Origin of the sequence: Synechococcus sp. MIT S1220 (assembly GCF_047303025.1) — a bacterium.
Lineage (GTDB): Bacteria > Cyanobacteriota > Cyanobacteriia > PCC-6307 > Cyanobiaceae > Parasynechococcus.
On record NZ_CP138939.1, the window covers coordinates 846,866 to 872,290 of the forward strand.

Genomic DNA, 25,425 nt, shown 5'->3' on the forward strand with positions numbered 1-25,425 from the left:
GCAAATGCAGCCCTTTGCCGAACCTACGTTGAAGCTCACCCTGTGACCGCTCCGATCGCTCGTCGTGCCCCCCCCTGGTTAGGAGATCTGGCAGGAGCCTGGATTTTTTACTCCATCCTCCCGGCCTGGCCGTGGCCCTCGCCCCGTTTCGAGCGGATTGCTCGGTTTGCTCCCTGGATCGGTTGTCTGCTCGGATCACTTCAGGCTGGTCTGTGGATGCTGCTGGTTCAGCTGGGCTGGTTGTCCGTCGCCGTTGCTCCCCTGGTGCTGGCCGTCGGAATCTGGCTCAGTGGTGGTCTGCATCACGACGGCGTGATGGACACAGCCGATGGCCTCGCCGCCGGCCGGGAGCGACGACTGGTGGCCATGGATGACAGCCGCGTCGGGGCCAGCGGTGTGCTGGCACTTGCGATGGTCCTTCTGGTTGAGGCGTCTGCCTTGATCCAGCTGGACGCGCAGGCACCACTCGCCCTGGTGTTCGCGGCTGTCATAGGGAGGGGTGCGCCGCTTTGGGCCATGGCCCGCTTTAAATATTTGCGGTCGCAGGACACGGGCACCGCAGCGTTTCACAGGCTCCATGGACGTCTTCTCTGGGATGCGCTGCCTCTGCTCCTGGTTTTGGTCTTGTTTGTTGTCTTCGCGGGGCTGAAGCTGGTGTCCCTGCTGATCGGTTGTGCCGTCGCTGTGCTGGTGCCTGAGCTGCTCGGTCGGCGGCTTGGCGGCCACACCGGCGATTCCTATGGAGCGTCTCTGGTTCTCGCCGAAGCTTTCACGCTGCTGTCGCTGGCACTGGTGGAGACGGTGGCAATGGTGGAGACGGCCAGCTGAGCTGGAAGGCATTGCCTCGCTGCGGCAGGGTTGCTGACAAATTGGATGGCGGGATAATCAGGGTGAGATCCCCGCCCTGCTGCGCCGCCAGATCTCTCGCCAGCGCCAAACCAAGTCCCGTTCCCGGCCGGTCGATTCCTGTGCTCCCGCGCTCTCCCCGTTGGAAGATCCGCGTCCGTTCATCCTGCGGAATCCCGGGACCGTCATCCCAAATGGAGAGACCGTTGTCCTGGAGCAACAGGCCGATGCTGGATCCGGAAGGGCTGTAGCGGAAGGCGTTCTCGAGCAGGTTCGCCACAATTTCAAGGATGGCGGCACCGTCGTTGGCCGTTGCCCTGCAAGACCATTCAGGCCACTGCACTGGCCCGTGCCAGGTGCGTCCCTGCAGGGCTGCTGTGGCCGCGGCACGTTCAATCAGAGGCTCGAGCAGCTCCCGCATGCTGACGTTCACCGGGGAGAGTCCGGGTGGGAGCATCAAGGGGCTCTCGGGACCAGCACCGGCTGGAAGGGCGTCGTTGCCAAGACCATCCAAAGCATCGAGGTAACGTCCGATCTGGGTTTGTTCGCTGAGCATCCCCTCCACCAGTCCTCGGTGCTGGCTGTCCGGTTCAAGACGTCGCATCAGCAGTTGGGCATAAGTGCGCAAGGCCGAGAGCGGATTGCGCAGCTGATGAATCAAGGTGCGTGTCTGATCCCGTTGGTCAACCAACTCCTCTCTTAGGCGCAGGCATTCCAGTTCGAGCGTGAGGGCATGGCTGATGGCTGAAGTTCCGCTGCGAAGCGTCTGATCCAGCTGCGGATTCCAGTCTTGGCTTGGATCCAGTTCGGCCCTGATCGCTCCGAGGATGAGCGGCCCGTCTTGCAGGGGATACCAACGTCGCTCCCTCGCCGGCAGCCGTAGTTCGGGGTCCTGATCAACGGCGGGGAGTCGGCGCTTTGAATCCTCGGGCCATTGGCGCACGAGCTCGAGGGCTGGCCCCGATTGATCCGATGGTTTGCTCAGGTAGAGGGCGAGCCGATGAAGCGCCGTCGTTCGGCAGAGGGGAGCAAGCTGCTGGTCAACGAAACTGAGATAGCGAGCCGTCAGCTCCATAGCGCCTGAAGGACGAATGGCAACAGATCCATTGATCGAATGAGGCCAGGGACTTGAAAAATATGGGAAAAGTCTTAAAATCTTGCAATTGACCGAGGTAGCGCTTGATACAGGCGCTTGCCTGCCAAAACCTCAGAAAGGTTGCAATTTAAACGCGACCATAGCTACAGCAGAGGCAGAAGCGTCCCCTGCTGATTCTGGGCTACGGCCCTGCTGGGTAATTGGCGTACTTCCGATGGGCACGGCACATCCGTGACCATCTTGTGACGCGGTCCAAAGACGTTCCTGCGTCGCCCTGTCTTTGCGAATTGGCTTGAGCGGTTATGCCGCTGAGCATCGTTTTGCGTTGACAGACCTGTTTCTTGTTAACCCCCCCCTTTTTGCCCCTCCCAGGAGTCCTCCATGTCCAAGAAGCGCAAGCGGATTAGTCGCCGTCGTCTCGCTGGTCAGCGGGTCCTCGCCCATGTTGCGACCCATCATCTTGAAACCGGTGAGTACAAGCCCGTCACTGCGGCTCGTCGCTTCATCGCTGAGGGCGGTCTCGTTCCTCCAGCTCTTTTGAATGTGCGTCGGAATGAGCACACGACCGATCGTTTTTTCTGGGGTGAAAAGGGTCTGTTCAGTGCCCAGTACGCCGAGGAAAATCATTTCCTCTTTCCATCGTTGCGGACAATCGTTGACTCGATTGGTGAGGACCAATTGTTTGAAGGCCTCGATCTTGCTTCCGATGACTGGGAGGAAATGGAGGAATACGAATACGCCTTTGTCTGAATGTTCAGACCTGGCGGCTTCTTGAGCTGTTCAGCATCCGATCCAATGCCTTGCTGATCATGGGAATTGCACTTTGAGGGATGGTGTGACCGTCGTCAAAAACCATGCGTTCACGGCGGTCTTTGTTGAGTTGGTTCCAGATTGCGTCAATCGCTTCGATGGGGACGATCTCGTCGTGTTTTCCATGAAGCACCAGCACATCGGGATGATCCTGGTTGGGCTGCCAGGCCGGATGGGGGTAGCCACTGCAGGAAATCACCCCGGCTAGGGGCAACTCACAGCCGCAGTGGAGTGCCATCGCACCGCCCTGTGAAAAGCCGAAAAGCACCGTTGATTGCAGCGCCTCCTCTCCGCCGTTCAGGCCAAGCAAGCGGTTCTTTAGATCGGCAACAGCCTTCGGAACGTCTTCCCACCGCGCTGGGAATAGTCCGTACCACTGGCGCCCGCTTGTGTCGGGATGGGGGTGAGGCGCGTCGAGGGCGATGACATCGAGCGTTGTCGAATGGAGTTTGGACAGGGACTCTCCAAGGGGCCGAAGGTCATCGGCATTGGCTCCCCAACCATGCAGAACGACCAGGCGATGGCGCATCTGTCTGTCAGTTCACTGATGTTTAGGTTGGCTCAAGACTGCGTGGCCCGGAATCCATGGCACCTTTCGCCCTGTTGAGTGTCTCTGACAAAACCGGTCTTGTGCCGTTGGCAGAGGCGTTGCTTCGGCGGTTTGGTTACCAACTTCTTTCCAGTGGAGGCACCGCAGCAGTCCTGGAGAAGGCAGGACTGGCGGTAACACGGGTCTCGGATCACACCGGCGCACCTGAAATTCTGGGTGGACGGGTGAAGACCCTGCATCCGCGTGTCCATGGTGGGATTCTCGCCAAACGTGCTGACGCGACCCACAAGGCAGACCTCGATCATCAGCAGATTCCTCTGATTGATCTTGTGGTCGTCAATCTTTATCCCTTCCGTGAAACTGTCGCCAAAGCGGATGTGACCTGGCAAGACGCCATTGAGAACATCGATATTGGTGGGCCTGCCATGGTGCGTGCGGCAGCGAAAAATCACGCCGACGTCGCTGTTCTTACAAGTCCTGATCAGTACGACAGCGTGATCGCTGCCCTTGGTGAGTCTGGCGAGGGAGTGCCTCCAGCGATGCGCAAACAGTTGGCTTTGGAGGCTTTCCGCCACACCGCCGCCTACGACACGGCCATCAGCACCTGGATGGCGTCCCAGATGGAGATCGACGTCGATCAGTGGCTTGCAGCGGTCCCGTTGCGGCAGACCCTTCGTTACGGCGAAAACCCGCATCAGAAAGCCCGCTGGTTTAGCCAGCCGAAGCAGGGCTGGGGCGGGGCTCTTCAGTTGCAGGGGAAGGAACTCAGTACCAACAACCTTCTCGATCTTGAGGCCGCTTTGGCGACGGTGCGTGAGTTTGGGTATGGCACTGATGGTGCGCGACCTGCGCAACAGCCTGCAACTGTTGTGGTGAAGCACACCAATCCCTGCGGCGTTGCGATTGGATCCTCTGTACCTGTGGCGTTGACACGGGCTCTCGATGCAGACCGCGTCAGTGCTTTTGGTGGCATCGTGGCGATCAATGGACTTGTGGAAGCCGCCGCCGCACGCGAACTCACCAGCCTGTTTCTGGAATGCGTCGTGGCCCCTGCATACAGTCCTGAAGCCAGGGAGATTTTGGCGAGCAAGCCGAATCTGCGACTGCTGGAACTGGCTCCCTCTGCAATCGATTCTTCCGGTCCCCATCACGTGCGCAGCATTCTTGGTGGCTTGCTGGTGCAGGATCTCGATGATGGGCTCATCGAGCTGGATGGGTGGACTGTGGCGACCCAACGGCCTCCAACGGCTCAGGAGAAACAGGACCTTGAGTTTGCCTGGCAGCTCGTGCGTCATGTCCGCTCCAACGCGATCGTCGTTGCACGGGATGGCCAGAGTCTGGGCGTCGGTGCTGGCCAGATGAACAGGGTCGGATCCGCCCGTTTAGCCCTCGATGCGGCTGGGGAGAAGGCTCGGGGAGCAGTCCTCGCTAGCGATGGCTTCTTTCCGTTTGATGACACCGTGCGGCTGGCGGCAAGCCATGGAATTAGGGCCGTGATTCACCCTGGTGGCAGTCGACGCGATGCTGATTCGATTGACGCCTGCAATGAGCTCGGTCTCGCCATGCTCTTGACCGGTCGCCGACATTTTCTGCACTGAGATCGGGAGTGGTCCATCGGCTCCTAGCCTCGCCGGGTCGTTCCAAGCAGGTCGATGCTGGCCACCCTTCCCTTCAGCCTGAATTTTGTACACCCGCTAACGGAGTGGGCGCTCCTCGCCGCTGGTGGATGGGCTCTCTACCTCGGCATCAAGGTCAAAAAGATCCGTACCGGCACGCCGGAGCAGCGCAAGCAATTGATCCCTGGCAAATTTGCCCAGCGCCATTACCGCTGGGGGAGTCTGTTTCTAGCGGTGATGACTCTGGCCACGTTTGGTGGCATGGCGGTGACGTATCTGAACAACGACAAGCTGTTCGTTGGCCCCCATCTGCTGGTGGGTCTCGCCATGACCGCGATGGTTGCTGTCGCGGCATCGCTGTCGCCACTCATGCAACAAGGCAATTTGATTGCCCGCAAAGCGCACGTGGGTCTGAATATGGGCGTCATGACTTTGTTCCTCTGGCAGGCCTTCACGGGTCTTGAAATTGCCAACAGGATCTGGGTCAACCGCTGATCAGAAGGCAGCTCGGCGCCGAGGTGGGCAATCCAACCCATGTGATGCATGGAAATCTGCCTGAACCTTCCAGGTCAGGCGTCGCGAGATCTGTCTCACAATCTGTTTGAGAAGAAGGTCCCCGCTGGACTGCACCAACTGCTCCGGAAGCATGGTGATCACCCGAGGCAACCGGATCCAGACACAGAGATCCAGAGTCCAGCTCACAGCGGTGGCATCCTCCGGGTTGTCCTGCGTTGATCGGGCCCATGGCTCCAGTGCCATCTGGGCCTTGAAATCAACGTCGTAGTAATCGCGGTGATCTGAGGCTGCCGAGCCGGAGTGAATGGTCTCGATCCGATAAATCCGCTTCTGCTGGGGCAGAAGGCGGAGCTCGATGGTGGGTTCCACTTCAAATCCGAAATTCCCAAACCGCCCCAGAGTGAGGGAATAGGACTGGCCATCGATGGCAACCACCTCCATCGGAGAGGCGCAGCGTTGAAACCAAACCTCATGTCGGTCGAGGTAATCAGCAACGGTGCCCGCATCAGCCAGCATCTCCATCTGGTCTGAAAATGTGCTGCGATAACAACGGACCTCGGGGTCGGATCCCTGTCGCAAATTGCCTGGTTCGGATCGCGACAAAAGCAGCACGTTGCAGGAAAAACGCCGGCGAGGCAGATCGGATGCCCCCAAATGTAAAGCGTTTATGAAGACGGGGTTTCGCTGAGCCGCATCAGTTTCTGAATCACTTCTTCTACGGCCCGGTCCGGGGTTGAGGCGCCGGAGGTGATTCCAACGTTGACCGGTCCAGCCGGCAGAAAGTTGGTTTCAGTGGTGAGCTCCTCTCCCAGAGGTTTGTGGCAGATGGTGTTGTCTGCACTGATGCGGTCGGGCGTGTCGATATGGAAGGAGCGAATCCCGCGACTGATCGCGATCTCCTGGAGGTGGGTTGTGTTGGAGGAATTGAAGCCGCCGATCACCACCATCAGATCTTGAGGTTCATCCACCAGGGAGAAGATGGCGTCCTGCCGTTCCTGGGTGGCATCGCAAATGGTATTGAACGCCAGGAAATGTTCGTTCAACTGGGTCGGACCATATTTCCGAAGCATGGTGCGCTCAAACAGTCTGCCGATTTCTTCTGTTTCGCTTTTGAGCATGGTCGTCTGATTGGCCACGCCCAAACGTTCCAGATCACGATCAGGGTCGAATCCAGGTGAGCTGGCTTTGGAGAAGCGGGCCATGAAGGACTCGCGGTCACCGTTGCCGAGGATGTACTCAGTAACCAGATGGGCTTCCTCCAAATCGAGGACCACCAGATAGGTGCCTGCGAATGAGCTTGTGGCGAGGGTCTCCTCGTGCTTCACCTTTCCGTGGATGATCGAAGTGAAAGCGTGTTTTTTATGCTTTTCAACAGTGGTCCACACCTTGGAAACCCACGGGCATGTGGTGTCGACGATGTGACAGCCCCTCTCGTTCAAGAGCTGCATTTCCTGAACAGTGGCACCAAAGGCGGGAAGGATCACAACGTCACCTGAGCCCACGCCCGAAAAGTCCTTGACGCCCTGATCAACCGGGATGAACTCCACATTCATCTCGCGGAGATGGTCATTCACCGAGGGGTTGTGAATGATCTCGTTGGTGATCCAGAGCCGTTCATCCGGATAGTGCCGACGCGTCTCATAGGCCATGGCAACGGCGCGTTCCACTCCCCAGCAAAAACCGAACGCTTCAGCAAGACGCACCTGCAATCGGCCATGGCTGAGTTTGTAGCCGTTGTCCCGGATCGTTCCAATCAGGCCGCTTTGGTAGGCCTGCTCCAGACTCTCGGCGACCTCCTCGGCGCGACCAAAGCCACGACGGTTGTAGCGCTCCGAATGGTGGAGGGAGCGCTTGAAGGCGTGGGTGTCCATGGTTGGCTCCGGGGTGCAGCGACTCTATTGGGGAAGCCGGAATCGCACGGGCATTAAAAAGCCCGGCTGTTGCCGGGCCAGAGGGATGCACAAGGCGCGAAGCGCTTGATCAGTTTGAGGTGATCGCGAAGTCGGGATAGGCCTCCATCCCATGTTCGCCGATGTCCAAACCTTCGGTTTCCTCTTCTTCGGTGACACGGATTCCGCCGAAGATGGACCCGATGATCTGCCAAGCGATGAAACAGGTCACGATCGTCCAGATCGCATAGGCGCCAGCACCGAGGGCCTGGATGCCTAATTGCTCAATTCCTCCACCGACGATAAGGCCAAGTGGGGAACCATCACCCTGAATGTCCTTGCCCCACAGACCGATCACAACGGTTCCCCAGACACCGCAGGTGCCGTGAACGGAGAATGCACCAACTGGATCGTCGATCCCAAAAGAATCAAGGGCAGCCACTGAAATCACCACCAAAATGCCGCCGACGGCTCCAGCAACCCATGCGCCAACCATGTCGAGGTTGCCGCACCCTGCTGTGACGCTCACCAGGCCAGCAAGGATGCCGTTGATGATCATCGTGAGGTCTGGCTTTTTCGACACGAGAGTCGAATACACGGTGGCTGCAATCGCGCCGCCTGCAGCGCCAAGGGTTGTCGTGACAGCGACGTAGGGGACCCACTGGTCCATCGCAAGCTGGGAACCGGGGTTGAATCCATACCAACCGATCCAAAGAATCAGCGCGCCCAACGTGGCAATCGACATGTTGTGGCCTGGAATGGCCTGTGTTTTGCCATTCACGAATTTTCCGATCCTGGGCCCAAGCAGTACAGCGCCAACGAGCCCTGCCCATGCTCCAACGGAGTGGACGATGGAAGAACCTGCAAAATCGATGAATTCCTTGCTACCAACACTGTTCAGCCAACCACCGTTCCATTCCCAGCTGCCAGCGATGGGATAGATGACGGCTGTTAGGACAAGAGCGAAAAGAACGAACTCTCCAAACTTGATTCGCTCGGCCACAAGACCGGAGACAATCGTTGCTGCTGTTCCAGCGAATGCGGCCTGAAACAGGAAATCAACAGTAGGTACAAGACTTGCTCCTTCAATCATCTCTGCCGTGACGGCAGGATCGAAGAAAAATCCAAGTGCTCCACCTTTCCCGTAGTAGAGGAGGCCTGGAATGATGGCGTCCCCATACATCAGGGAAAAACCAACGAACCAGTAGGCGGTAACGGCCAGAGCGAAGACAAAGAGATTCTTCGCCAAAATGTTCACGGCATTCTTTTGCCGGCACATCCCCGCTTCAACCATGGCGAAGCCGGCGTTCATGAAGATCACGAGGATCGTCGCAATCAACAACCAGAGGTTGTTTGCAAGGAAGGCAGCATTGAGATCGGGAAGATCAGCGGCCTTGGCAGACAGCGTAAAAACCCCTAGCCCAAAAAGAGCCAATGGGATGCACGCTGCCCAGAGAAGGGAGCGGTTGGAGCTCAGTCCTCTGATGCTCTGTAAAAGCATCATCGGACCTTCAAGCAGAGAGGCGTTCTGAAGGGTTTTACGCCGCCTGAACTGCTGTGGTACTGCAGTCGTCATGGATGGAAGAGTGCGGGGCTGCGGTTCTGTGATCTTTGTAACGGTTGTGTAGCCCGTAGTAACGGGTCGGGCCAACCCTGACGTTCAGGGATGGGCTTAACCGTACGACTTGATACAGAAAGAAGTCTCGTGCATCGGTTTATCAATTTCTTATTAAGCTTTGGTTACATTTTGTACGGTTTTAATCCTCTCCATAGAATTTCATTGATTCGAAATTCAAAGCAGCACGGCAGCACCTCTACGCCTGTTGCTACTGCGGTTCTGAACATCTCTCCATAGCGCGGATCGGCCTGGTCTCCTGGTGCAAAGTCGGTTACGTCAGGCCTGCTCAAGCAGGGAACAAGAACAGCGCGAGCACCAGTCAAGACATCCATGAGTTCCTCCAGGTGCTTCTGCCCCCGTTCGGTGACGGTGTCCGGAAAAAGTGCAGTTGAGCCCTCCGTCCAGGTGGTGTTCTTCACTTCCACGTAGATCAACCGTTTGTCAGGGTTGTCTTCCCCAGGCGTCAGCAGCAGATCGATCCGACTTCGTTTGTTTTTGCCGTAGGGCACCTCGGCTCTGATCATGCCGATTGCTCCGAGTTGATCGCTGAGATGACCTGCCTCAATTAAGGCTCGAATCAGACGATTGGGAAGAGCGGTGTTGATCCCGACCCAACAAGGTGTTCCATCGGCACCGGGGACCTCGGCTTGTTCCCAGGTCCAAGCCAATTTGCGCTTTGGAGACGGCGCATGCCTCAGCCGCACCCGTTGACCGGGAATCAGCACGCCAGACATCGGCCCTGTGTTGGCGCAATGGGCCGTGACCGTCGTGCCATCACTCAGTTGCACGTCAGCCAGAAAGCGCTTGTAGCGCTTGATCAGCACGCCTTCACTTAAGGGGTCGAACGTCAAAATCGCTGGTCCGGTCATGGCTCTAGCCGCGTTGTCGCCATGGTGAACGCGGCCGCCCCCACAATGCGCAAATTCAGAACGAGGTTGGATGGCGCGATCACTCAAGGGCATTGCCCTGATCGTCACGTTCGGCACCCTCTTGAGCAAATTCGGCGGTTTGGTGCGACAGCTGGTGATTGCTGCCGCCTTCGGAGTCGGCGCGGCCTACGACGCCTACAACTACGCCTACGTGTTGCCCGGTTTTCTGCTGATTCTCCTGGGCGGCATCAATGGTCCATTCCACAGCGCCATGGTGAGTGTGCTCAGCCGGCGCCCCCGCGCCGAGGGTGCGCACGTTCTTGCAGCCCTGAACACGAGCGTCAGCGCCCTGCTAATTGGGGTCACTTTGCTGTTCGTGTTGGCAGCGGACCCGCTGATCACCCTTGTGGGCCCTGGCCTCAACGCCGATCTGCATCGCATTGCCGTCGTGCAACTGCAGGTGATGGCTCCGATGGCTCTGCTGGCCGGTCTGATCGGTCTTGGCTTCGGTTCCCTCAACGCAGCGGATGAATTTTGGATTCCCGCCGTTTCGCCTCTGATGTCAAGCCTCGCCTTGATCGTGGGGGTCCTGGGGTTGTGGTGGCAGCTCGGGGATTCGATCGCTGTGCCTGGCAATGCCTTGCTTGGTGGTGTGGTTCTCGCTGCAGCCACGTCGGCCGGTGCGTTGTTGCAGTGGTTGATCCAATTGCCTGCTTTGATTCGTCAGAAGTTGGCCCGTTTCCAGCTGGTCTGGGATTGGAACCATCCCGGGGTTCGTGAGGTGTGGCGGGTGATGGGTCCGGCGACCCTGTCATCGGGAATGCTGCAGATCAATGTCTTCACAGACCTCTTTTTTGCATCGGGGATCATCGGCGCCGCCGCTGGTCTTGGCTATGCCAACCTCCTGGTGCAGACGCCGCTGGGCTTGATCTCCAATGCTCTGCTGGTGCCTCTGCTCCCGACTTTCTCGCGGCTCGTCGCACCGGAGCAGAGGGATGAGCTGGTGGCGCGGATCCGTCAGGGCCTGATGCTCTCGACTGCGGCCATGGTTCCCCTCGGAGCGCTGTTTGTCGCCCTTGGTGGTCCCATCGTGGCTCTGGTCTATGAGCGAGGTGCGTTTGATGCCGATGCGGCCCATTTGGTCACTGGTTTATTGATGGCGTATGGGCTTGGGATGCCTGCCTATCTGGCCAGAGATGTGTTGGTGCGGGTCTTCTACGCCATGGGCGATGGAACCACGCCTTTTCGCCTTTCCGTGGCCGGGATCGGGCTCAATGTCGTTTTTGATTGGCTGTTGGTGGGTGGTCCCACCCCCTGGGGGAACCAACTGCCCTTCAGCTTCGGCGCCCCAGGGCTTGTTCTGGCCACTGTGGTGATCAATGTGATCACCTGTGCTGCGTTATTGCTGCAGCTCAAAAAACGGTTGATCAGTTTGCCGCTTTCGCAATGGTCTGGAGATGGCTTGCGGCTTTGCCTCGCAGGCTTGGCAGGGGCCTGCCTCGCTTGGGGGCTATCCGTTGTGATCGGCTGGACCGATGACCTGATCGGTCTGAGCCTCCAGGTCGGACTCTCTGGTTGCCTTGGGCTCGGATTGTTCGCCTGGTGCGGCACCGCCCTTGGTGTTCCTGAGGTTCGGGATCTTGTCCGAACTGTTCGCCAGAAAATCAGGACTCGCTGATCCGCACGTCTCGCTCCTCCCTCACCTGAATCGGAAGTTCGAGTTGGTGCCGGCCGATCAGTTGCGCACCCTGGACGGAAAGAATCCTCGCCTCGATTCCGTAATTCCGAAAGGCTTCCTCAAGTTCCTGGATCAAGGCTTTCTCAACCTGAGCTTCCGGGTCGACAACCGTGCCGATCAGCCGTTCGCCAAGGGGGCCGATCCGTTGACGCACCACCTCGCGGGGATTGCTGAGTTCAATGATCACCACCTCGCCGGCCCCATCGAGATTGCAACCTTATCGGCAGTAAGGCTCCAGGATCTCCTCAAGTTCACGAAGCTGTGCAGGCGGCAACAGCCTCGACAAGGGCAGTTGGCTGGCGCCTCCTGCCAACGACACCTTCACCGCTTCGATTGATTGTCGTGCGGCAACAGCTGCTCCCTGATCGATCCTGGCGCTGCACTCGATGGCGAGCGGTTTGGCAAGTTCGGCATCACCGAGATACAGGTGCCAGCCGCTGATTTGCACAAACAGCCTGTCGGCTAGTGACGCCTGCAGGTCCTGAAGGTCGGAGGCTGATAGCGACATCTAACCCTTGATAACCAAACCATGCTGCCTCAGCTCTTGTCGTCACCGTCGCTGCCCTGAGGACGTTTGATGACGACAACCGAGAGATGGATCAACAGCGCGGACAACCAGACACCGGTGAACCATGGCAAGCCCTGCCAGGGGTGGCGCATCTCCTGCACGAACCAGACACCGCTGTTGATTGCGGCAAACACGCCGGCATGCAGGCACAGATTCACAATCCGTTCGAAGTGCCGGTAAGTGGGATCGTCGGGATTGGCAGGTCCGTACCAGCGGATCGGCATCAGCTCGTGATCGAAGTGTTCTGATCCTGGCGAGCGCAGGCGTGAGTTGACGATGGGACCCTCGATGGGGTCTCATGGATTCACTCAAGCGCTTGTAGCTCAGCGGATTAGAGCATCTGACTACGGATCAGAGGGTCGGGAGTTCGAATCTCTCCAGGCGCGCTCTCCAACTGCCTTCCGGGCAGTTTTTTTTTATCGATCATCACAATGGTGTCTGTCTTGTCCCGTCAGGACCAACTGTCACGGCACTGAGCTGTTTCTTACGATTGCACTAAGTGAAGTTGGGTTTCTGTCATGGGTGAGCAGCAAGGTAGGGCGATTTTGGCGCCCCTGGATGCTGCCGATCCAGCTATTGCAGAGCTGATCGGGGCTGAGTGTCAACGCCAGGAGTCCCACCTTGAGTTGATTGCTAGCGAGAATTTTGCGTCTCAGGCGGTGATGGCCGCCCAAGGTTCCGTCCTGACCAATAAGTACGCAGAGGGTTTACCCCACAAGCGCTACTACGGCGGCTGCGAGCACGTTGATGCGATCGAGGAGTTGGCGATCGAACGGGCCAAGCAGTTGTTTGGTGCCGCATGGGCCAACGTTCAGCCCCACAGCGGTGCCCAGGCCAATTTCGCCGTCTTTCTGGCGTTGCTGCAACCCGGCGACACGATCATGGGCCTGGATCTTTCCCATGGAGGTCACCTCACCCATGGGTCACCGGTCAACGTCAGCGGCAAGTGGTTCAACGTTGTTCAGTACGGCGTGGATCGGCAAACCCAGCGGCTGGATATGGAGGCTGTCCGCCAGCTTGCGCTTGAGCACAAACCCAAGCTGATCGTCTGCGGTTATTCCGCGTACCCGCGACTGATCGACTTCGCGGCATTCCGCGCCATCGCAGATGAGGTGGGTGCTTATCTGCTCGCCGATATGGCCCATATTGCTGGGCTTGTCGCTGCTGGGGTGCACCCAAGCCCTGTACCACACTGTGATGTTGTGACCACCACAACCCACAAAACGCTGCGTGGGCCCCGCGGTGGTTTGATCCTCTGCCGCGATGCAGACTTCGCCAAAAAGTTCGACAAAGCTGTGTTCCCTGGAACCCAGGGCGGTCCTTTGGAGCACGTGATTGCTGCCAAGGCCGTTGCGTTCGGAGAAGCTTTGCAGCCCTCGTTTAAGGATTACAGCCATCAGGTGGTGGCCAATGCCGCCGCTCTTGCGCAGCAATTGATCAACAGAGGAATCGATGTGGTGAGCGGTGGAACCGATAACCACGTGGTGCTTCTGGATCTGCGCGGCATCGGGATGACCGGCAAGGTGGCGGATCTGCTGGTGAGTGATGTTCACATCACGGCCAACAAGAACACGGTTCCGTTTGATCCTGAATCGCCTTTTGTCACCAGTGGGTTGCGACTGGGTACTGCGGCACTCACCACCAGAGGCTTCGATGCTGATGCCTTCCGAAAGGTGGCCGATGTGATCGCCGATCGACTGCTGAATCCTCAGGACGATGCCATTCAGCAGCGTTGCCTGGCTCGGGTGGAAGCTCTCTGCAACAAGTTTCCTCTGTACTCCGAAGCCAAGCAACCGGCGCTTGCCTGACTGGTCCAGCCTCACTTGGACTGAATGGGAGGCTCTTCTTAGGATCTGTGAACCTTCAAAACATGAAGGTTCAACACTCCACAGGAGCTCCCGTGCCTCTCACCATCAGCCCGATTGCGGTTGCCTCGGTGAGTTTTCTCCTGGCTGCAGTCATTACAACTTTGCTTGCCCCCGTCATTCGCAGGCTTGGCCTGCGTTTCGGGCTCACTGATAAGCCTGACCCCCGCAAGCAGCACAGCACTCCAATGGTGCGACTCGGCGGTGTGGCGATGGTGCTGGGCTTTGGCTTGTCACTTGCTGCCATCTGGTGCTTTGGGGGCTTCGGGTTGCTGGCTCCTGCCCGTGATCAGCTGATCTGGAGCACCCTCGCCGGTTCTCTCTGTTTCTTCTTTATCGGCCTCGCCGACGATCTTTTTGCGCTGTCCCCCTGGCCGCGGCTGGCGGGACAGGTTCTTGTGTCCTGTGTGATTTGGAGTGAAGGCGTACGAATCGGGGCCATTGATCTTCCCTGGATCAGCGCCTCGGGAACAGCAATTGCCCTGCCCGACAGTCTCAGTCTTCTGGCCACCGTGATTTGGCTGGTCGGCATCACCAACGCGATCAACTGGCTGGACGGGCTGGATGGACTGGCTGCCGGTGTGGCTGGGATTGCCGCAGTGGGACTGGTGTCCGTGAGTTTTTCTCTCCACCAGGCAGCTGCTGGCTTTCTGGCTGCAGCGATGGCGGGTTCCTGCCTCGGTTTTTTGCGACATAACTTCAATCCGGCTCGGATCTTCATGGGCGATGGGGGGTCTTATTTCTTGGGTTTTACCCTCGCGGCGATCAGCATCGTCGGCCCGGCCAAGGGGCTCACCACGGTCAGTTTGCTGCTGCCGTTGCTGATCCTTTCGCTTCCGCTGGCCGATATGTCGGCGGTGATCATGGGCCGTCTTCGCGAAGGGCGTTCTCCCTTCCATCCCGATCGCCGACATCTTCATCATCGCTTGCTCCGAGCTGGTTTCAGCCATCGCCGTACCGTGCTGCTGATTTATGTGTTCACCCAGTGGCTCGCTGCTCTAGCCCTTGTGGTCGCCAATGCTGAGATGCGTTTTCTGTGGCTGGCTCTTGCCTCGGCGATTCTTGTGGCAACCGTCGTGATCAGTCGGCGGCAACTGCAAACCGAACTGGCCTTGCGCGAAACCTCACCGATGGCTCCAAGGGAACCGCGTGATATCGCTTCGTTGAGCGATCGACATGGCTGAGCCCAGGGTTGAAATCCTCTGCGTTGGTACGGAGCTTCTGCTTGGGGACATCCTGAATGGCAATGCCAGGTGGCTCGCAGAGCAGCTTGCTGCGCTCGGGCTGACCCACTACCGCCAAACGGTTGTTGGGGACAACATGGAGCGTCTGAGTTCGGCCGCACTCGAGGCGGCATCCCGCTGTGATGTGCTGATCACAACAGGTGGTCTTGGCCCCACCCCCGATGACCTCACCACGGCATCCTTGGCGGCAGCGTTCACAACTCCGCTCGAGGAACGCGGAAAGCTTTGGCAGGAGATCAGGGCCAAATTAGGAGCGAATGGGCGGCCGGTGGCGGAAAGCAATCGCCGTCAGGCCTTCCTTCCACGGGGGGCAGAGGTGCTGCCCAATCCGGTTGGCTCGGCGCCCGGAATGATCTGGACGCCCCGCAAGGGTTTCACCGTTTTGACGTTTCCAGGGGTTCCGTCAGAGATGCGGGCGATGTGGTCCGCAACGGCGGAACCGTGGTTCAGAGCTCATAAGGGAAGCTCTGGAGTGCTGGTGAGTCGTCAGCTCCGTTTCACCGGGATCGGCGAATCCACCCTGGCTGAACAGGTTCCTGATCTGCTTGAACTTGAGAATCCGACGGTTGCTCCCTATGCCGCTCTTGGCGATGTGAGGCTGCGACTGACGGCCCGTGGAGACAATGAAGCTGCGGCGTCGCGCCTGCTTGATCCTGTTGAACAGGAGTTACGTGAGCGTTTCGGGCCGCGTTGCTACGGCATGGATTCCGACACGTTGCCCTCGGTTGTGCTCCGGATGCTGCGTGAAGCCAGGGAGACCCTGGCTGTTGCCGAATCGTGCACTGGTGGTGGACTGGGCGCAGCGATTTCGACGATCCCCGGCTGTTCTGATGTCTTTCAGGGCGGTGTCATCGCTTATTGCAACGCTGTCAAGCAGTCGTTGCTGGCTGTGCCGGCAAATGCTCTCTCCGTCCATGGAGCGGTTTCGGGGCCGGTGGTGCGGGCCATGGCTTGCGGAATCCGGGATCGGCTCGGCACAGACTGGGGTGTGGCTGTCAGTGGGATCGCAGGTCCCGGTGGTGGTTCGGAGGCCAAACCCGTGGGCATGGTGTATCTGGCCGTAGCAGGTCCTGATGGTTGTGAGGCGACGCTGGAACGCTTTGGCTCCCGTCGAGGACGGCAAGCCATCCAACAGCTCAGTGTGATCCGCTCCCTTGATCGGTTGAGGCTTCGCTTGCTCTCACGCAGGTAGTGTTTCCTGTCCCTGCAGCTGCGCCGTTGAGTTCGGGCACCCTCTACGACAAGGTCTGGGAATTGCATCGGGTGGACGATCTCCCAGGGGGCTCAACGCAGCTGCTCGTTGGTCTGCACCTGATTCATGAGGTCACGAGCCCACAGGCGTTCGCCGCGCTAAGGGACAAGGGCTTGACCGTGCGCTGTCCCGAGCGGACCGTGGCCACGGTGGATCACATCGTTCCCACCACCACTCAGACGCGACCCTTCAACGATCCCCTGGCTGAGGAGATGTTGAGCACATTGGAGCGGAATTGCCTCGAGTACGGCATCCAGCTCAATGCGATCGGAAGCGGCCGTCAGGGCATTGTTCATGTGATCGCCCCCGAACTGGGCTTGACCCAGCCCGGAATGACGGTGGCCTGCGGCGATTCGCACACCTCCACCCATGGTGCCTTTGGAGCGATCGCCTTTGGGATCGGCACCAGTCAAGTGCGGGATGTGCTTGCTAGTCAGAGCCTGGCCATGAGCAAGTTGAAAGTCCGGCGTATCCGCGTTGATGGCCATCTGGCCAAGGGAGTCAGCGCCAAGGACCTGATTCTGCATGTCATCCGCACCCTCGGAGTGAAAGGGGGAGTTGGCTTCGCCTATGAATTCGCCGGCACGGCGATTGAGGCCCTCTCGATGGAGGAGCGGATGACCCTCTGCAACATGGCGATCGAGGGTGGTGCCCGTTGCGGCTATGTGAATCCGGATCAGATCACGTTCGATTACCTGCGTGGGCGGCCCCATGCTCCCTCCGGTGAATTCTGGGATCGGGCGGTGCAGTGGTGGAGCAGCCTGGCCAGTGATGCCGATGCCGTGGTCGATGATGAGGTGGTGTTTGATGCCGCTCAGATTGTTCCTACCGTCACCTGGGGGATCACACCGGGACAGGGATTGGGCATTGATGAACGGATCCCCTCACTTGATGTGTTGGATCCGGCGGATCGCCCGATCGCCGAAGAGGCTTACCGCTACATGGATCTCCAGCCCGGTACCGCCATCGCAGGAGTGCCGGTTGATGTCTGTTTTATCGGTAGCTGCACCAACGGTCGTCTCAGCGATCTGAGGGCTGCTGCCGCCGTGGCGCGTGGTCGCCATATTGCCGATGGCATCAAGGCGTTTGTGGTTCCCGGTTCGGAACAGGTGGCAAGGGCCGCCGAAGCCGAGGGCCTCGACAGGGTGTTTCGTGCTGCAGGGTTCGAGTGGCGGGAACCCGGCTGTTCGATGTGCCTGGCCATGAATCCAGATCGGCTGGAGGGCCGTCAGATCAGTGCCAGTTCGAGCAACCGTAATTTCAAGGGCCGGCAGGGTTCGGCAAGTGGGCGGACCCTCCTGATGAGCCCCGCGATGGTGGCCGCCGCTGCTGTCCATGGGCAGGTCACCGATGTCCGCGGTCTCTCCCTTCACCCAACGTCCTGATGAGCAGTTTTCCAAGCGGTTCCATCCAGCGTGTTGCTGGAACCGCTCTCGTTGTTCAAGGGGAGGACATTGACACCGATCGGATCATTCCTGCCCGTTTTCTGAAGTGCGTCAGTTTTGATGCGCTTGGTGATCAGGTGTTCGCAGACGATCGCCAGGAATTGAACGGGAGCCATCCCTTTGATCAGCCAGCTTTTCAAGGGGCATCGATCCTGATCGTCAACGGCAACTTTGGTTGTGGCTCGAGTCGTGAGCATGCTCCGCAGGCGCTGATGCGGTGGGGAATCCGTGCTGTCGTGGGAGTCAGTTTCGCGGAGATCTTTTTCGGAAATTGTCTTGCCCTGGGAATCCCCTGTATGACGGCAGCGAGTGAAGAGATCCAGCTGATTCAACAGGCGGTGATCGAGGATCCCGGTCGTGAGTGGTGTCTCGACTTGATGGCGCTCGCCCTCGGATCCGCTCAGGATCGCTGGGCTGTATCTCTTGAACCAGGACCATTGGACATGCTGCGCAGCGGACGCTGGGATGCCACGTCTCAGCTGCTTTCAAGGGATTCAGAGCTCACTGCCTTGATGAAGCAACTTCCTTACATCAACGGTTTTCAGACGGCCTAAGCAGCCGACGATCCGCTGCGCAAATAGACGCGTGGGTCTATGAAGTAGACAGAGCTGGATTGTCGATGGGTCGGTTTGCTGTTCCTTGCGCTCTAATCCTGGCCGCGTGCCTTGGTCCGATGACCCCTGTGGCCTTGGCCTCGGTGCTGTCTCTTCCAGTCGAGCCTGTCACGCGTTCTGATTTGCAGCGTTTGCTCGAGGATGGTGCCTGCCCGGGATGTGATTTAAGCGAAGCGGATTTGTCGGGAGCCCATTTGATCGGCGTTGATCTCCGCAATGTGGATCTTCAAGATGCTGACCTAAGCGAAGCCAACCTTGAAGGTGCTGATCTCAGCGGTGCCCGCTTGAATCGTGCAGATCTTCGCGGAGCGAATCTCACGAATGCAGAACTCACTGATGTGGATCTCAGAGATGCTGATCTCAGTGAGGCCGTTGTCATCAATGCCTATGCTCCTGGCGCCCGTACCGAAGGAATACGATATGCAGGAGCAGATTTAACCGGGAGCCATCTCATCTATGGCGGTCCTGATTAATCAAAGCGGTAAATCGTCATCTCCTTCATCAATGCGCATCGGGTTGTAGGGAACAAACGGTACGCCGGTGCCATTGAAATTAAAGTCGTTCAATCGGAACCGGATGCCACCAATTCCCTCATAAGGATTGAAGTAAACCCCGACGTCATAGCTGCGCCTCTGCCAACGGAATTCGATGTTGGAATTGATGACATCGCCGTAGTACTGGGAGCCTGGGTCAACATTTATGTTGACCCCTGTGCTGATCAGCAGCGGGCCTGCAATCTGCTGCGTAAGCCCGAAACCAAGGGTGCCGAAGTCCACAACACGGTCGAATTCAAATGGGCTGGCACCATTTCGCAGCGTGCCTCCACCGATCACGGTCAATTGGGTGAAATCCAGAAACGGTTTACTGAACGTTCCAAAGGTGACGGTGGGGCCCCCACTAAAACTGAGCGTCTTCTGGTGACCTCCGCTTCCGTATGCGGCCAAGGTGCTGTTGATATTGGTGTTCAGTGTGAGCCCAGGCACTACAGGGACCGGTGAGTACCGGAAGGCGGCCTGAGGTGTTAACTCGGCAGTTTCACCGGTGAGCAGTGGGAAGCTGCTGGTGAGTGACCCGAACAAGCTGCCGCGACCTGTTCTGAGCATGCGGTCCTTGTTGTAGCGCTCGGCGTAGTAATCACCGAATGCTCCGCGGATGAGGTAGCTGTGCTCGGTTGTGCCTTTGCTCCAGCTGCCACGCTTTTCGCCATAGAGGCCGTATGCCGCTTCGATGTCGGTTTCACCAAGGGACCCATTCCAGGTTCTGTAGCGGTAAGCCCCGAAAAGATTGGTGCGCATTGAACCAAGAGCACCAAGTTCGATGTCGCGTCCGAAGCGTCCCCAGAAGCGGCTCCCGTTGATGAAATTCTCTGGATTCAGGGTGCTGATGTCCGCGTTCGCCTTCAGCTTGTATGGCCCATATCGTCCCTGGAGTTCAGCGTCGACTCCAAGAAGATCGCCGGCCTTGTTCGGTTGCGTGACCCTGTTGCTGGTGGCGGGCTTTCCTGGTTTGACGTAACTGTCTGTGGTTCCATCAATGGCTCGCTGCACCATCACCTGGGGTTGCAATGTCAGGTTTGTCTGAGATCCGATGCTGATGGGCTCGAGATTGCGGCCGACATAGAAGCCGTCACGATCCTTGTTGTCGATCCCGAAGACCCAACGGTTTTCGACTTCTTCTTCCTGCTGAACCAATTGGCGACGGCTCACGGGCACAGGGAGGCGATCCTCCACCAGAAGACGGTTGCGCCTCGCTGTAATCAAGATGTCGCCATTCGCCTGTTCACGGGCGATCACCCCTTCCGCGTCTATTCGCGTCTGCGCCGGGGTGAAGGGGTCGTTTGTGAAACCCATACGATCGGCTGTCCAGCCACGGGGTGTGATCCGCACTCGCGATGCCTGAATCCTCCAGCGGCTGATCGTTCCATCAATCAGTTGATTCGTTCCAAGTCGCTTCAGTTGGGGCACTTTCACCACTCCAAAGCGGTTCTCATCCTGGATGGAGGAATTGATCCGCCCCACGGGAGTGAGGTTGCGCCGTTCAATCGCGAACGTGCCACGGAATTCAACATCCGAGACCCGTTGATCAATCGCTTCGATTGCTTCGTTGCGACGGGCCTGTTGCTCCGCTGGGGACAGATCTGATGGTTGGCGTTTTGCCTGTTGAGGGACGTGTTCCTGGGGTTGTCCACCATCCCCGAGAGCCACCGATTCAAGCCGTTCCGAGAGGGGTGAAGGGCGCACACGCTGCTCACGGTCAGGGTCAGGGCATCCCAGCGGTGGAGGCATCACGCTTGATTCCTCGGGAGGCTGGTCTTGTCCCCAGCGGTATCGAACACCCACGAGGTAAGCGTTGCTGCCCTCGGTGACGCCGTTGTAAGTCCCGAAGGCACCGGAGCGATGGTGAATCCGGCCGACCACGGAGAGATCGGAGGACACCGCTGCTTCGACTTCAAATCCGAGATAGTTCAGTAGTTGGGTGTAGTTCTCGCGGAATGTTTTTTCGTAAAGGCTGTAGTCAGTGTTGTAGCTGAGCCCTTCAATGAATCCAAAGCTCAGCCAAGGCTGTACCCAAAGTCTGGCTCCGATCCCAAGAATTCCTTCCCCGAACGATTGAGCCGGCAGGTCCGCGAACGGGGTCTTCTGATTGAATTCGCCACCCCGCTGCTGCTGGGCTGCATGGCCGAACAGATCTGCTTCGAGTTCCAGAGACAGGGGACCAGCTCGGAAAATGCGTTTCTGCAGCCCGATTCCCATCAGATATTCCGGCCGCATGCGGCCGTTGAACAGGAAGGTATCGCCAAAATTTGAGTCAATCGACTGGCCTCCCCAGGCCGTCACCGCCCAGGGTTCTGGATGCCAGTCGGGGACAGAAGGCATGTCGGGCGGACAAGCCATATCTGATGGAGCAATAGGCCTGGATGGCGCAACTTCCGTGATTGGCGCAACATCCGTGGGTGGCGCAACACTGATCGCAGTGGGCTGATCTGTTCCGGCTTCAACCTGCTCTGGTGTGGGCTCTGAAACTGCCCCAAGCCCAGAGAAGTCGCTACTCAGGGCTTCGAGGTCGATCACGCCGTAGACGTCATCGAGCTCACCCTCGTTTTGCAGAAAGTTGTACCGAAACGCTGAGGCTTGAAAGAATTGTTTGCCGCGGTTCAGACGGATCGATCCACGGGCGAAGAGGCTTCGGAACCCCGCATCGAACTCAATGCGATCGGCCTGGATGATGGCATTACCAAGAACAACGCGGACGTTGCCCTCAGCGATGGTCACCTGACGACGGTTGTCGAAATATTGTTCATCCGCCTGCAGTTGGATGGACGCAGGAGGCGCTGGAGCCGTATCAGCCGGCAGTTCTTGTGCAAAGACTGGCAACTGTGCCAAGCCACCTAAAGGACTGGCGATCAAACACCCGGCGATGCACAGTGAGAGGCGCGACGCCGCCAAGGGGTTCCTGCTGCGGCCCGTGATCCTGCCACTTCATAGCGAGCGGAACAGAGGCTGCAGACCAGTGATTTGCGCGGACCGCAAACCTGTCTGATTCAGTCTTCGAGATCCTTGCGGCTTGGAGTGCGGCTTGGGTCGCTCGCCAGAAAACCGAATACAAAAATCCCGATAAAGAAGAAGACGACCGAGTAAACGGAGATCTTGAGGGCGAGCATGGAGACCGACCGGCGTCTGTGACAGCGGCATCATCCTATGGGGCATGACAGGGTCAAGAACGAACAGGACGCCCTGCAGACCAGGCGATCGGAGTGGATTGAAACGTTTCGACGTCGCTCCAGGTGCGATCTGCGGTCGGGTTGGTACCGCTGCGAAGACCCAAATCGCTCCCGTTTTATCGATGAGTCATGGGGGCGGGAGCACCGTCCCGACTGGGCTGAGCGTGGTTTGTTGATCTGGCCAAGGGGCCGTCAGTGGCTGCGCCTGGCACAGGATTTGCGCTGGCCGGAGCACTGGGACGCCGGACCAGCCAATCAGGCCCGTTTGGCGTTGAGCTGGTGGGCGGAGTGCATGCGGCTCTGGGTGAACGGTGTGCTCGTGCACGAGGGGGATCTGTTCGATACCGCCTGCCGATGGCGTTTACCGGATGAATGCCGTTCAGGCGATGGGTTGCTGGTTCAGCTGGAACTCTGCAGTCCTGGCCATGACGACGGTGCCCTGATCTGCAGTTCGCTTTGCCTCGAACCCGTTTCCCCTCAGTGTGATGCGGATCTGGTACGAACACCGGAGGCTCTGGAGCTGCACCTTGAGGCGGGGGGGGTGTTGCCGAACCAGTGCCTGCAGATGGATCCGGCAAGCCCTGAGGCGTTGCAGGTGGTCCAGTCGCATTTGGCCAGTGCAGACCCCCAGGTCGGACTGATCCACTGGTTGGGTCATGCCCATCTGGACCTCGCCTGGCTCTGGCCGGTGGCCGACACCTGGGTCGCCGCGGAACGCACCTTCCGCTCGGCTTTGGCGTTGCTCACCGCGGCCCCCGACTTGCATTTTGCCCACTCCACTCCAGCGCTTTACGCCTGGCTGCAGAAACACCGCCCGTTGCTCTTCAACGAGATCCGTGCCGCCAGCCGGGCTGGGCGATGGGAGCCGATCAATGGCCCTTGGGTCGAGAGCGACTGTGTTCTGGTCAGCACAGCGTCTCTCTGGCAGCAGTTCCAGATGGGTCAGGCTTACAGCAAGCAGGTGTTCCCTGAATGGAGCCATGCGTTGGCGTGGTTGCCGGACAGCTTTGGCTTTGGAGCCGGGCTTCCCGGGGTGGCAGCGCGCAATGGGATTCGATGGTTCTGTACCCACAAGCTGGCCTGGAATGCCGACCACCCCTTTCCGCATCGCTTGTTCCGTTGGCGTGACCGCGGTGGAGATGAGCTGCTTGCCTTGATGCTTCCGCCGATCGGTCGGCGTGGAGATCCCCTGGAGATGCTTCAGGAGCAGAGGTCATGGCATGCCGCCACAGGTGTGGAGGAGGCTCTGTGGATTCCTGGGGTCGGGGATCACGGTGGAGGGCCGACCCAGGAGACCCTTGATCAGATGCGCCTTTGGGATGACATCCCCCAGGCAGTGCCACGGCGATCCGGCACGGTTCGCGGTTTTCTTGAAACCTTGGAGCCCTTGGCTGCAGGGTTGCCGGTCTGGCGGGATGAGCTCTATCTCGAACTGCATCGGGGTTGTGGCACCAGTCGCCCGGATCAGAAGCGCCACAACAGAGCTCTCGAGCGTCTGCTGCGTGAACAGGATGCCGTCGCTGCCCTGCTGAGGCTCAGGGGTCATCCCACGGAGCCGGCTGATTGGAGGGCGCTGTTGTTTCAACAGTTTCACGACATCCTGCCCGGCACTTCGATCCCGGAGGTGTTCGATCAGGCCGAGCCGATTTGGCGTGCGGCCCGACGTGGGGCCACCGCCGCTCGGGATGCGGGGATTCAACGCTTGCTTCAAGCTCGACCTGGGCACCAGGCTGAAGGTGCCGCTGAAATAGCCTGGCTGGGATTGCAACCGTTAGCAGCCTGGTCACCTGTGCTGCGCGTTCCCGATGGGGTCTGGCAAGCACGGGGGAAAGGGCTTCCCCAGCAGGGGGCGTTTGGGGGCGGCGCCTGGGTGCAACTGCCCAGGCAGCATGGGATGTCTGCTCTGGCACTGAAGCGGTCTGATGTTTCGGAACCACCGGTCTCCCCCGTGCGAGGTGAGGTGAAGGTGGAGGCCATCGGGAGCGGTGTCTGGACCATCCGCAATGACCATCTCTCTTGCGACATCTCTTCTGAGGGGGTGTTGCAGCTCCGTAATTGCGAAGGTCATGCCCAGCTGGCTCATCCGCTGAAGATGCGTCGCTTTCGGGATCGCGGCGAGTTCTGGGACGCCTGGGATCTACCTGCGGACTATCGCCAGCATCCTCTCCCTGTGGAGATGAATACAGAGCTGCAATGGCTGGAACAAGGCCCTCTTGTGGCCCATGCCAGGTTGCAGGTCCGCATTGGCAGCAGTGCTTGTCGACTGGATGTGAGGCTTTGTGCGGACTGTGCCTGGTTGGAGCTGGTGTGCACTGTCCATTGGCAGCAGCGCCATGAGCTGCTGCGACTCGAGCTGCCGCTCGCTCAGCAGGCTGTGCGATTCGCTGCAGACACCAGTGGTGGCGTGCTCGAACGTCCAGCGCATTGGTCCACGGATCGTGAGAAGGCCCGTTGGGAGGTTCCAGTGATTTCCTGGATGGCGTCCCAAACGGCAGCGCCAGGTGGCGGACTCGCCATGCTTTTGGATGGTCCGCAGGGTGCAGACGGTGTTCCAGATCGGATGGGGGTTTCCCTTCTGCGTGGGCCGACCTGGCCCGATCCCAGTGCCGATCAGGGTGTGCATCGCCATCGTCTGGGTTTGATGCCCCTGGAAAGCATCTGGTCCCGTCATGGGGTTCCCCAGGCCGCGCTCGCCTTCCGTGAGCCCGGTTGGTGGGGCCCAGCGGATGGGGTTGAAGATGCGTGTTTTCTGCCGGGGTGTCCGAAGGACTTGGTGCCCCTGGCGATGCTGCCCGATTCTGACGGCGTTGCCCTGCGGGTCCTCAACCCAGGAGCAAGCCGCTGTGAATGGGAACCGGGAATGACCTGGACGATCAGACGGCGATCGTCCGGGGCATCCAATGCATCAAACCGGATCACCATCCAGCCGGGAGAGCTGACGGAGCTGATCCTGCGTCAGTCTTCGTGATCATCAAATGGGTCATCCAGGCCCTTCGATGGAGGGCCAAAGGCTTGATACACCCCAAAACCAGTGAGCCCAAGCAGAACGGTCAGCACGCCAATGGCGACGGACATGGCTGGTGAGGAACTTTCCATCACATCTCTCGACAGGATCAACCCCAAACCGGAGCCGGCCCCTACAGTATCCAGACTTCACACGACCCGAGA

General features: G+C 58.9%; 24 protein-coding genes and 1 tRNA gene. 13 read left to right on the top strand and 12 right to left on the bottom strand.

Annotated features, from left to right (window positions below; genetic code table 11):
* The first annotated feature begins 42 nt into the window (after positions 1-42).
* Positions 43-828 (top strand): adenosylcobinamide-GDP ribazoletransferase, encoded by a 786-nt coding sequence (locus tag SIB64_RS03890; protein WP_413441997.1) that lies wholly within the window; start codon positions 43-45, stop codon positions 826-828.
* Here the strand turns inward: SIB64_RS03890 and SIB64_RS03895 are convergent.
* On the bottom strand, positions 770-1,921 hold the full coding sequence (locus SIB64_RS03895) for a sensor histidine kinase (protein ID WP_413441998.1): 1,152 nt from the start codon (positions 1,919-1,921) through the stop codon (positions 770-772). The genes SIB64_RS03890 and SIB64_RS03895 overlap by 59 nt on opposite strands.
* Positions 1,922-2,323: 402 nt before the next feature.
* Here SIB64_RS03895 and SIB64_RS03900 point away from each other — a divergent pair, with 402 nt between their 5' ends.
* Positions 2,324-2,692 carry a DUF3155 domain-containing protein gene (locus SIB64_RS03900; protein WP_413441999.1) on the top strand — a complete coding sequence of 123 codons (369 nt, stop codon included), beginning with the start codon at positions 2,324-2,326 and terminating at the stop codon, positions 2,690-2,692.
* 4 nt (positions 2,693-2,696) lie between these two features.
* On the opposite strand, the gene SIB64_RS03905 is transcribed toward SIB64_RS03900, so the two are convergent.
* A complete protein-coding gene (locus tag SIB64_RS03905) occupies positions 2,697-3,281 on the bottom strand; it encodes an alpha/beta hydrolase (protein ID WP_413442000.1) in 585 nt (194 codons plus the stop codon).
* A 56-nt stretch (positions 3,282-3,337) separates the two neighbouring features.
* Between SIB64_RS03905 and purH the strand changes: the two genes are divergently transcribed.
* Complete coding sequence (gene purH / locus SIB64_RS03910; RefSeq protein ID WP_413442001.1) at positions 3,338-4,900, top strand: bifunctional phosphoribosylaminoimidazolecarboxamide formyltransferase/IMP cyclohydrolase; 1,563 nt, start codon at positions 3,338-3,340, stop codon at positions 4,898-4,900.
* A 54-nt stretch (positions 4,901-4,954) separates the two neighbouring features.
* Entirely contained in the window at positions 4,955-5,413 is a 459-nt protein-coding gene (locus SIB64_RS03915) for a DUF4079 domain-containing protein (RefSeq protein ID WP_413442002.1), read from the top strand.
* On the opposite strand, the gene SIB64_RS03920 is transcribed toward SIB64_RS03915, so the two are convergent.
* From SIB64_RS03920 to sfsA, 4 genes are all read right to left on the bottom strand, one after another.
* Positions 5,414-6,046, bottom strand: a complete 633-nt coding sequence (locus SIB64_RS03920; protein ID WP_413442866.1) for a DUF1997 domain-containing protein — start codon at positions 6,044-6,046, stop codon at positions 5,414-5,416. It abuts the gene before it with no gap.
* A 53-nt stretch (positions 6,047-6,099) separates the two neighbouring features.
* Positions 6,100-7,305 carry a 4-hydroxy-3-methylbut-2-enyl diphosphate reductase gene (locus tag SIB64_RS03925; RefSeq protein WP_413442003.1) on the bottom strand — a complete coding sequence of 402 codons (1,206 nt, stop codon included), beginning with the start codon at positions 7,303-7,305 and terminating at the stop codon, positions 6,100-6,102.
* 109 nt (positions 7,306-7,414) lie between these two features.
* A complete protein-coding gene (locus SIB64_RS03930) occupies positions 7,415-8,899 on the bottom strand; it encodes an ammonium transporter (protein ID WP_413442867.1) in 1,485 nt (494 codons plus the stop codon).
* Positions 8,900-9,063: 164 nt separating this feature from the next.
* On the bottom strand, positions 9,064-9,810 hold the full coding sequence (sfsA, locus tag SIB64_RS03935) for a DNA/RNA nuclease SfsA (RefSeq protein ID WP_413442004.1): 747 nt from the start codon (positions 9,808-9,810) through the stop codon (positions 9,064-9,066).
* A 70-nt stretch (positions 9,811-9,880) separates the two neighbouring features.
* Between sfsA and murJ the strand changes: the two genes are divergently transcribed.
* Positions 9,881-11,488 carry a murein biosynthesis integral membrane protein MurJ gene (gene murJ, locus SIB64_RS03940; protein WP_413442005.1) on the top strand — a complete coding sequence of 536 codons (1,608 nt, stop codon included), beginning with the start codon at positions 9,881-9,883 and terminating at the stop codon, positions 11,486-11,488.
* On the opposite strand, the gene SIB64_RS03945 is transcribed toward murJ, so the two are convergent.
* From SIB64_RS03945 to SIB64_RS03955, 3 genes are read right to left on the bottom strand one after another with little or no spacing between them, the layout of a single operon-like run.
* A complete protein-coding gene (locus tag SIB64_RS03945; protein WP_413442006.1) occupies positions 11,475-11,738 on the bottom strand; it encodes a cytochrome-c oxidase in 264 nt (87 codons plus the stop codon). The two genes, murJ and SIB64_RS03945, sit on opposite strands and share 14 nt — an antisense overlap.
* A 27-nt stretch (positions 11,739-11,765) precedes the next feature.
* Positions 11,766-12,056 (bottom strand): DUF3181 family protein, encoded by a 291-nt coding sequence (locus SIB64_RS03950; RefSeq protein ID WP_413442007.1) that lies wholly within the window; start codon positions 12,054-12,056, stop codon positions 11,766-11,768.
* 29 nt (positions 12,057-12,085) lie between these two features.
* Positions 12,086-12,340: a hypothetical protein gene (locus tag SIB64_RS03955; protein ID WP_413442008.1), complete on the bottom strand. Its 255-nt coding sequence runs from the start codon at positions 12,338-12,340 to the stop codon at positions 12,086-12,088.
* Positions 12,341-12,428: 88 nt separating this feature from the next.
* Between SIB64_RS03955 and SIB64_RS03960 the strand changes: the two genes are divergently transcribed.
* The 7 genes from SIB64_RS03960 to SIB64_RS03990 all read left to right on the top strand — a co-directional run bounded on the left by SIB64_RS03960 (position 12,429) and on the right by SIB64_RS03990 (position 19,009).
* A tRNA-Arg gene (locus tag SIB64_RS03960) sits at positions 12,429-12,502 on the top strand.
* 132 nt (positions 12,503-12,634) lie between these two features.
* Positions 12,635-13,924, top strand: coding sequence for a serine hydroxymethyltransferase (glyA, locus tag SIB64_RS03965; RefSeq protein WP_413442009.1), 1,290 nt, complete (start codon positions 12,635-12,637; stop codon positions 13,922-13,924).
* Positions 13,925-14,016: 92 nt separating this feature from the next.
* A complete protein-coding gene (locus SIB64_RS03970; RefSeq protein WP_413442868.1) occupies positions 14,017-15,165 on the top strand; it encodes a glycosyltransferase family 4 protein in 1,149 nt (382 codons plus the stop codon).
* Positions 15,158-16,417 carry a competence/damage-inducible protein A gene (locus tag SIB64_RS03975; protein ID WP_413442010.1) on the top strand — a complete coding sequence of 420 codons (1,260 nt, stop codon included), beginning with the start codon at positions 15,158-15,160 and terminating at the stop codon, positions 16,415-16,417. Before SIB64_RS03970 ends, SIB64_RS03975 begins: the two co-directional genes overlap by 8 nt.
* Positions 16,418-16,443: 26 nt before the next feature.
* Positions 16,444-17,862, top strand: a complete 1,419-nt coding sequence (leuC, locus tag SIB64_RS03980) for a 3-isopropylmalate dehydratase large subunit (protein ID WP_413442011.1) — start codon at positions 16,444-16,446, stop codon at positions 17,860-17,862.
* On the top strand, positions 17,862-18,476 hold the full coding sequence (locus tag SIB64_RS03985; RefSeq protein ID WP_413442012.1) for a 3-isopropylmalate dehydratase small subunit: 615 nt from the start codon (positions 17,862-17,864) through the stop codon (positions 18,474-18,476). Before leuC ends, SIB64_RS03985 begins: the two co-directional genes overlap by 1 nt.
* Positions 18,477-18,541: 65 nt before the next feature.
* Entirely contained in the window at positions 18,542-19,009 is a 468-nt protein-coding gene (locus SIB64_RS03990; protein ID WP_413442013.1) for a pentapeptide repeat-containing protein, read from the top strand.
* On the opposite strand, the gene SIB64_RS03995 is transcribed toward SIB64_RS03990, so the two are convergent.
* Together SIB64_RS03995 and SIB64_RS04000 are read right to left on the bottom strand one after the other, a co-directional pair.
* Positions 19,010-21,982, bottom strand: coding sequence for a DUF3769 domain-containing protein (locus tag SIB64_RS03995; RefSeq protein WP_413442014.1), 2,973 nt, complete (start codon positions 21,980-21,982; stop codon positions 19,010-19,012).
* A 95-nt stretch (positions 21,983-22,077) separates the two neighbouring features.
* On the bottom strand, positions 22,078-22,197 hold the full coding sequence (locus SIB64_RS04000) for a photosystem II reaction center protein I (protein WP_006172424.1): 120 nt from the start codon (positions 22,195-22,197) through the stop codon (positions 22,078-22,080).
* Between the two features lie 37 nt (positions 22,198-22,234).
* Here SIB64_RS04000 and SIB64_RS04005 point away from each other — a divergent pair, with 37 nt between their 5' ends.
* Positions 22,235-25,225, top strand: coding sequence for an alpha-mannosidase (locus tag SIB64_RS04005; protein ID WP_413442015.1), 2,991 nt, complete (start codon positions 22,235-22,237; stop codon positions 25,223-25,225).
* Here the strand turns inward: SIB64_RS04005 and psbN are convergent.
* Complete coding sequence (gene psbN / locus SIB64_RS04010; RefSeq protein WP_413442016.1) at positions 25,213-25,353, bottom strand: photosystem II reaction center protein PsbN; 141 nt, start codon at positions 25,351-25,353, stop codon at positions 25,213-25,215. The genes SIB64_RS04005 and psbN overlap by 13 nt on opposite strands.
* Positions 25,354-25,425 lie beyond the last annotated feature (72 nt).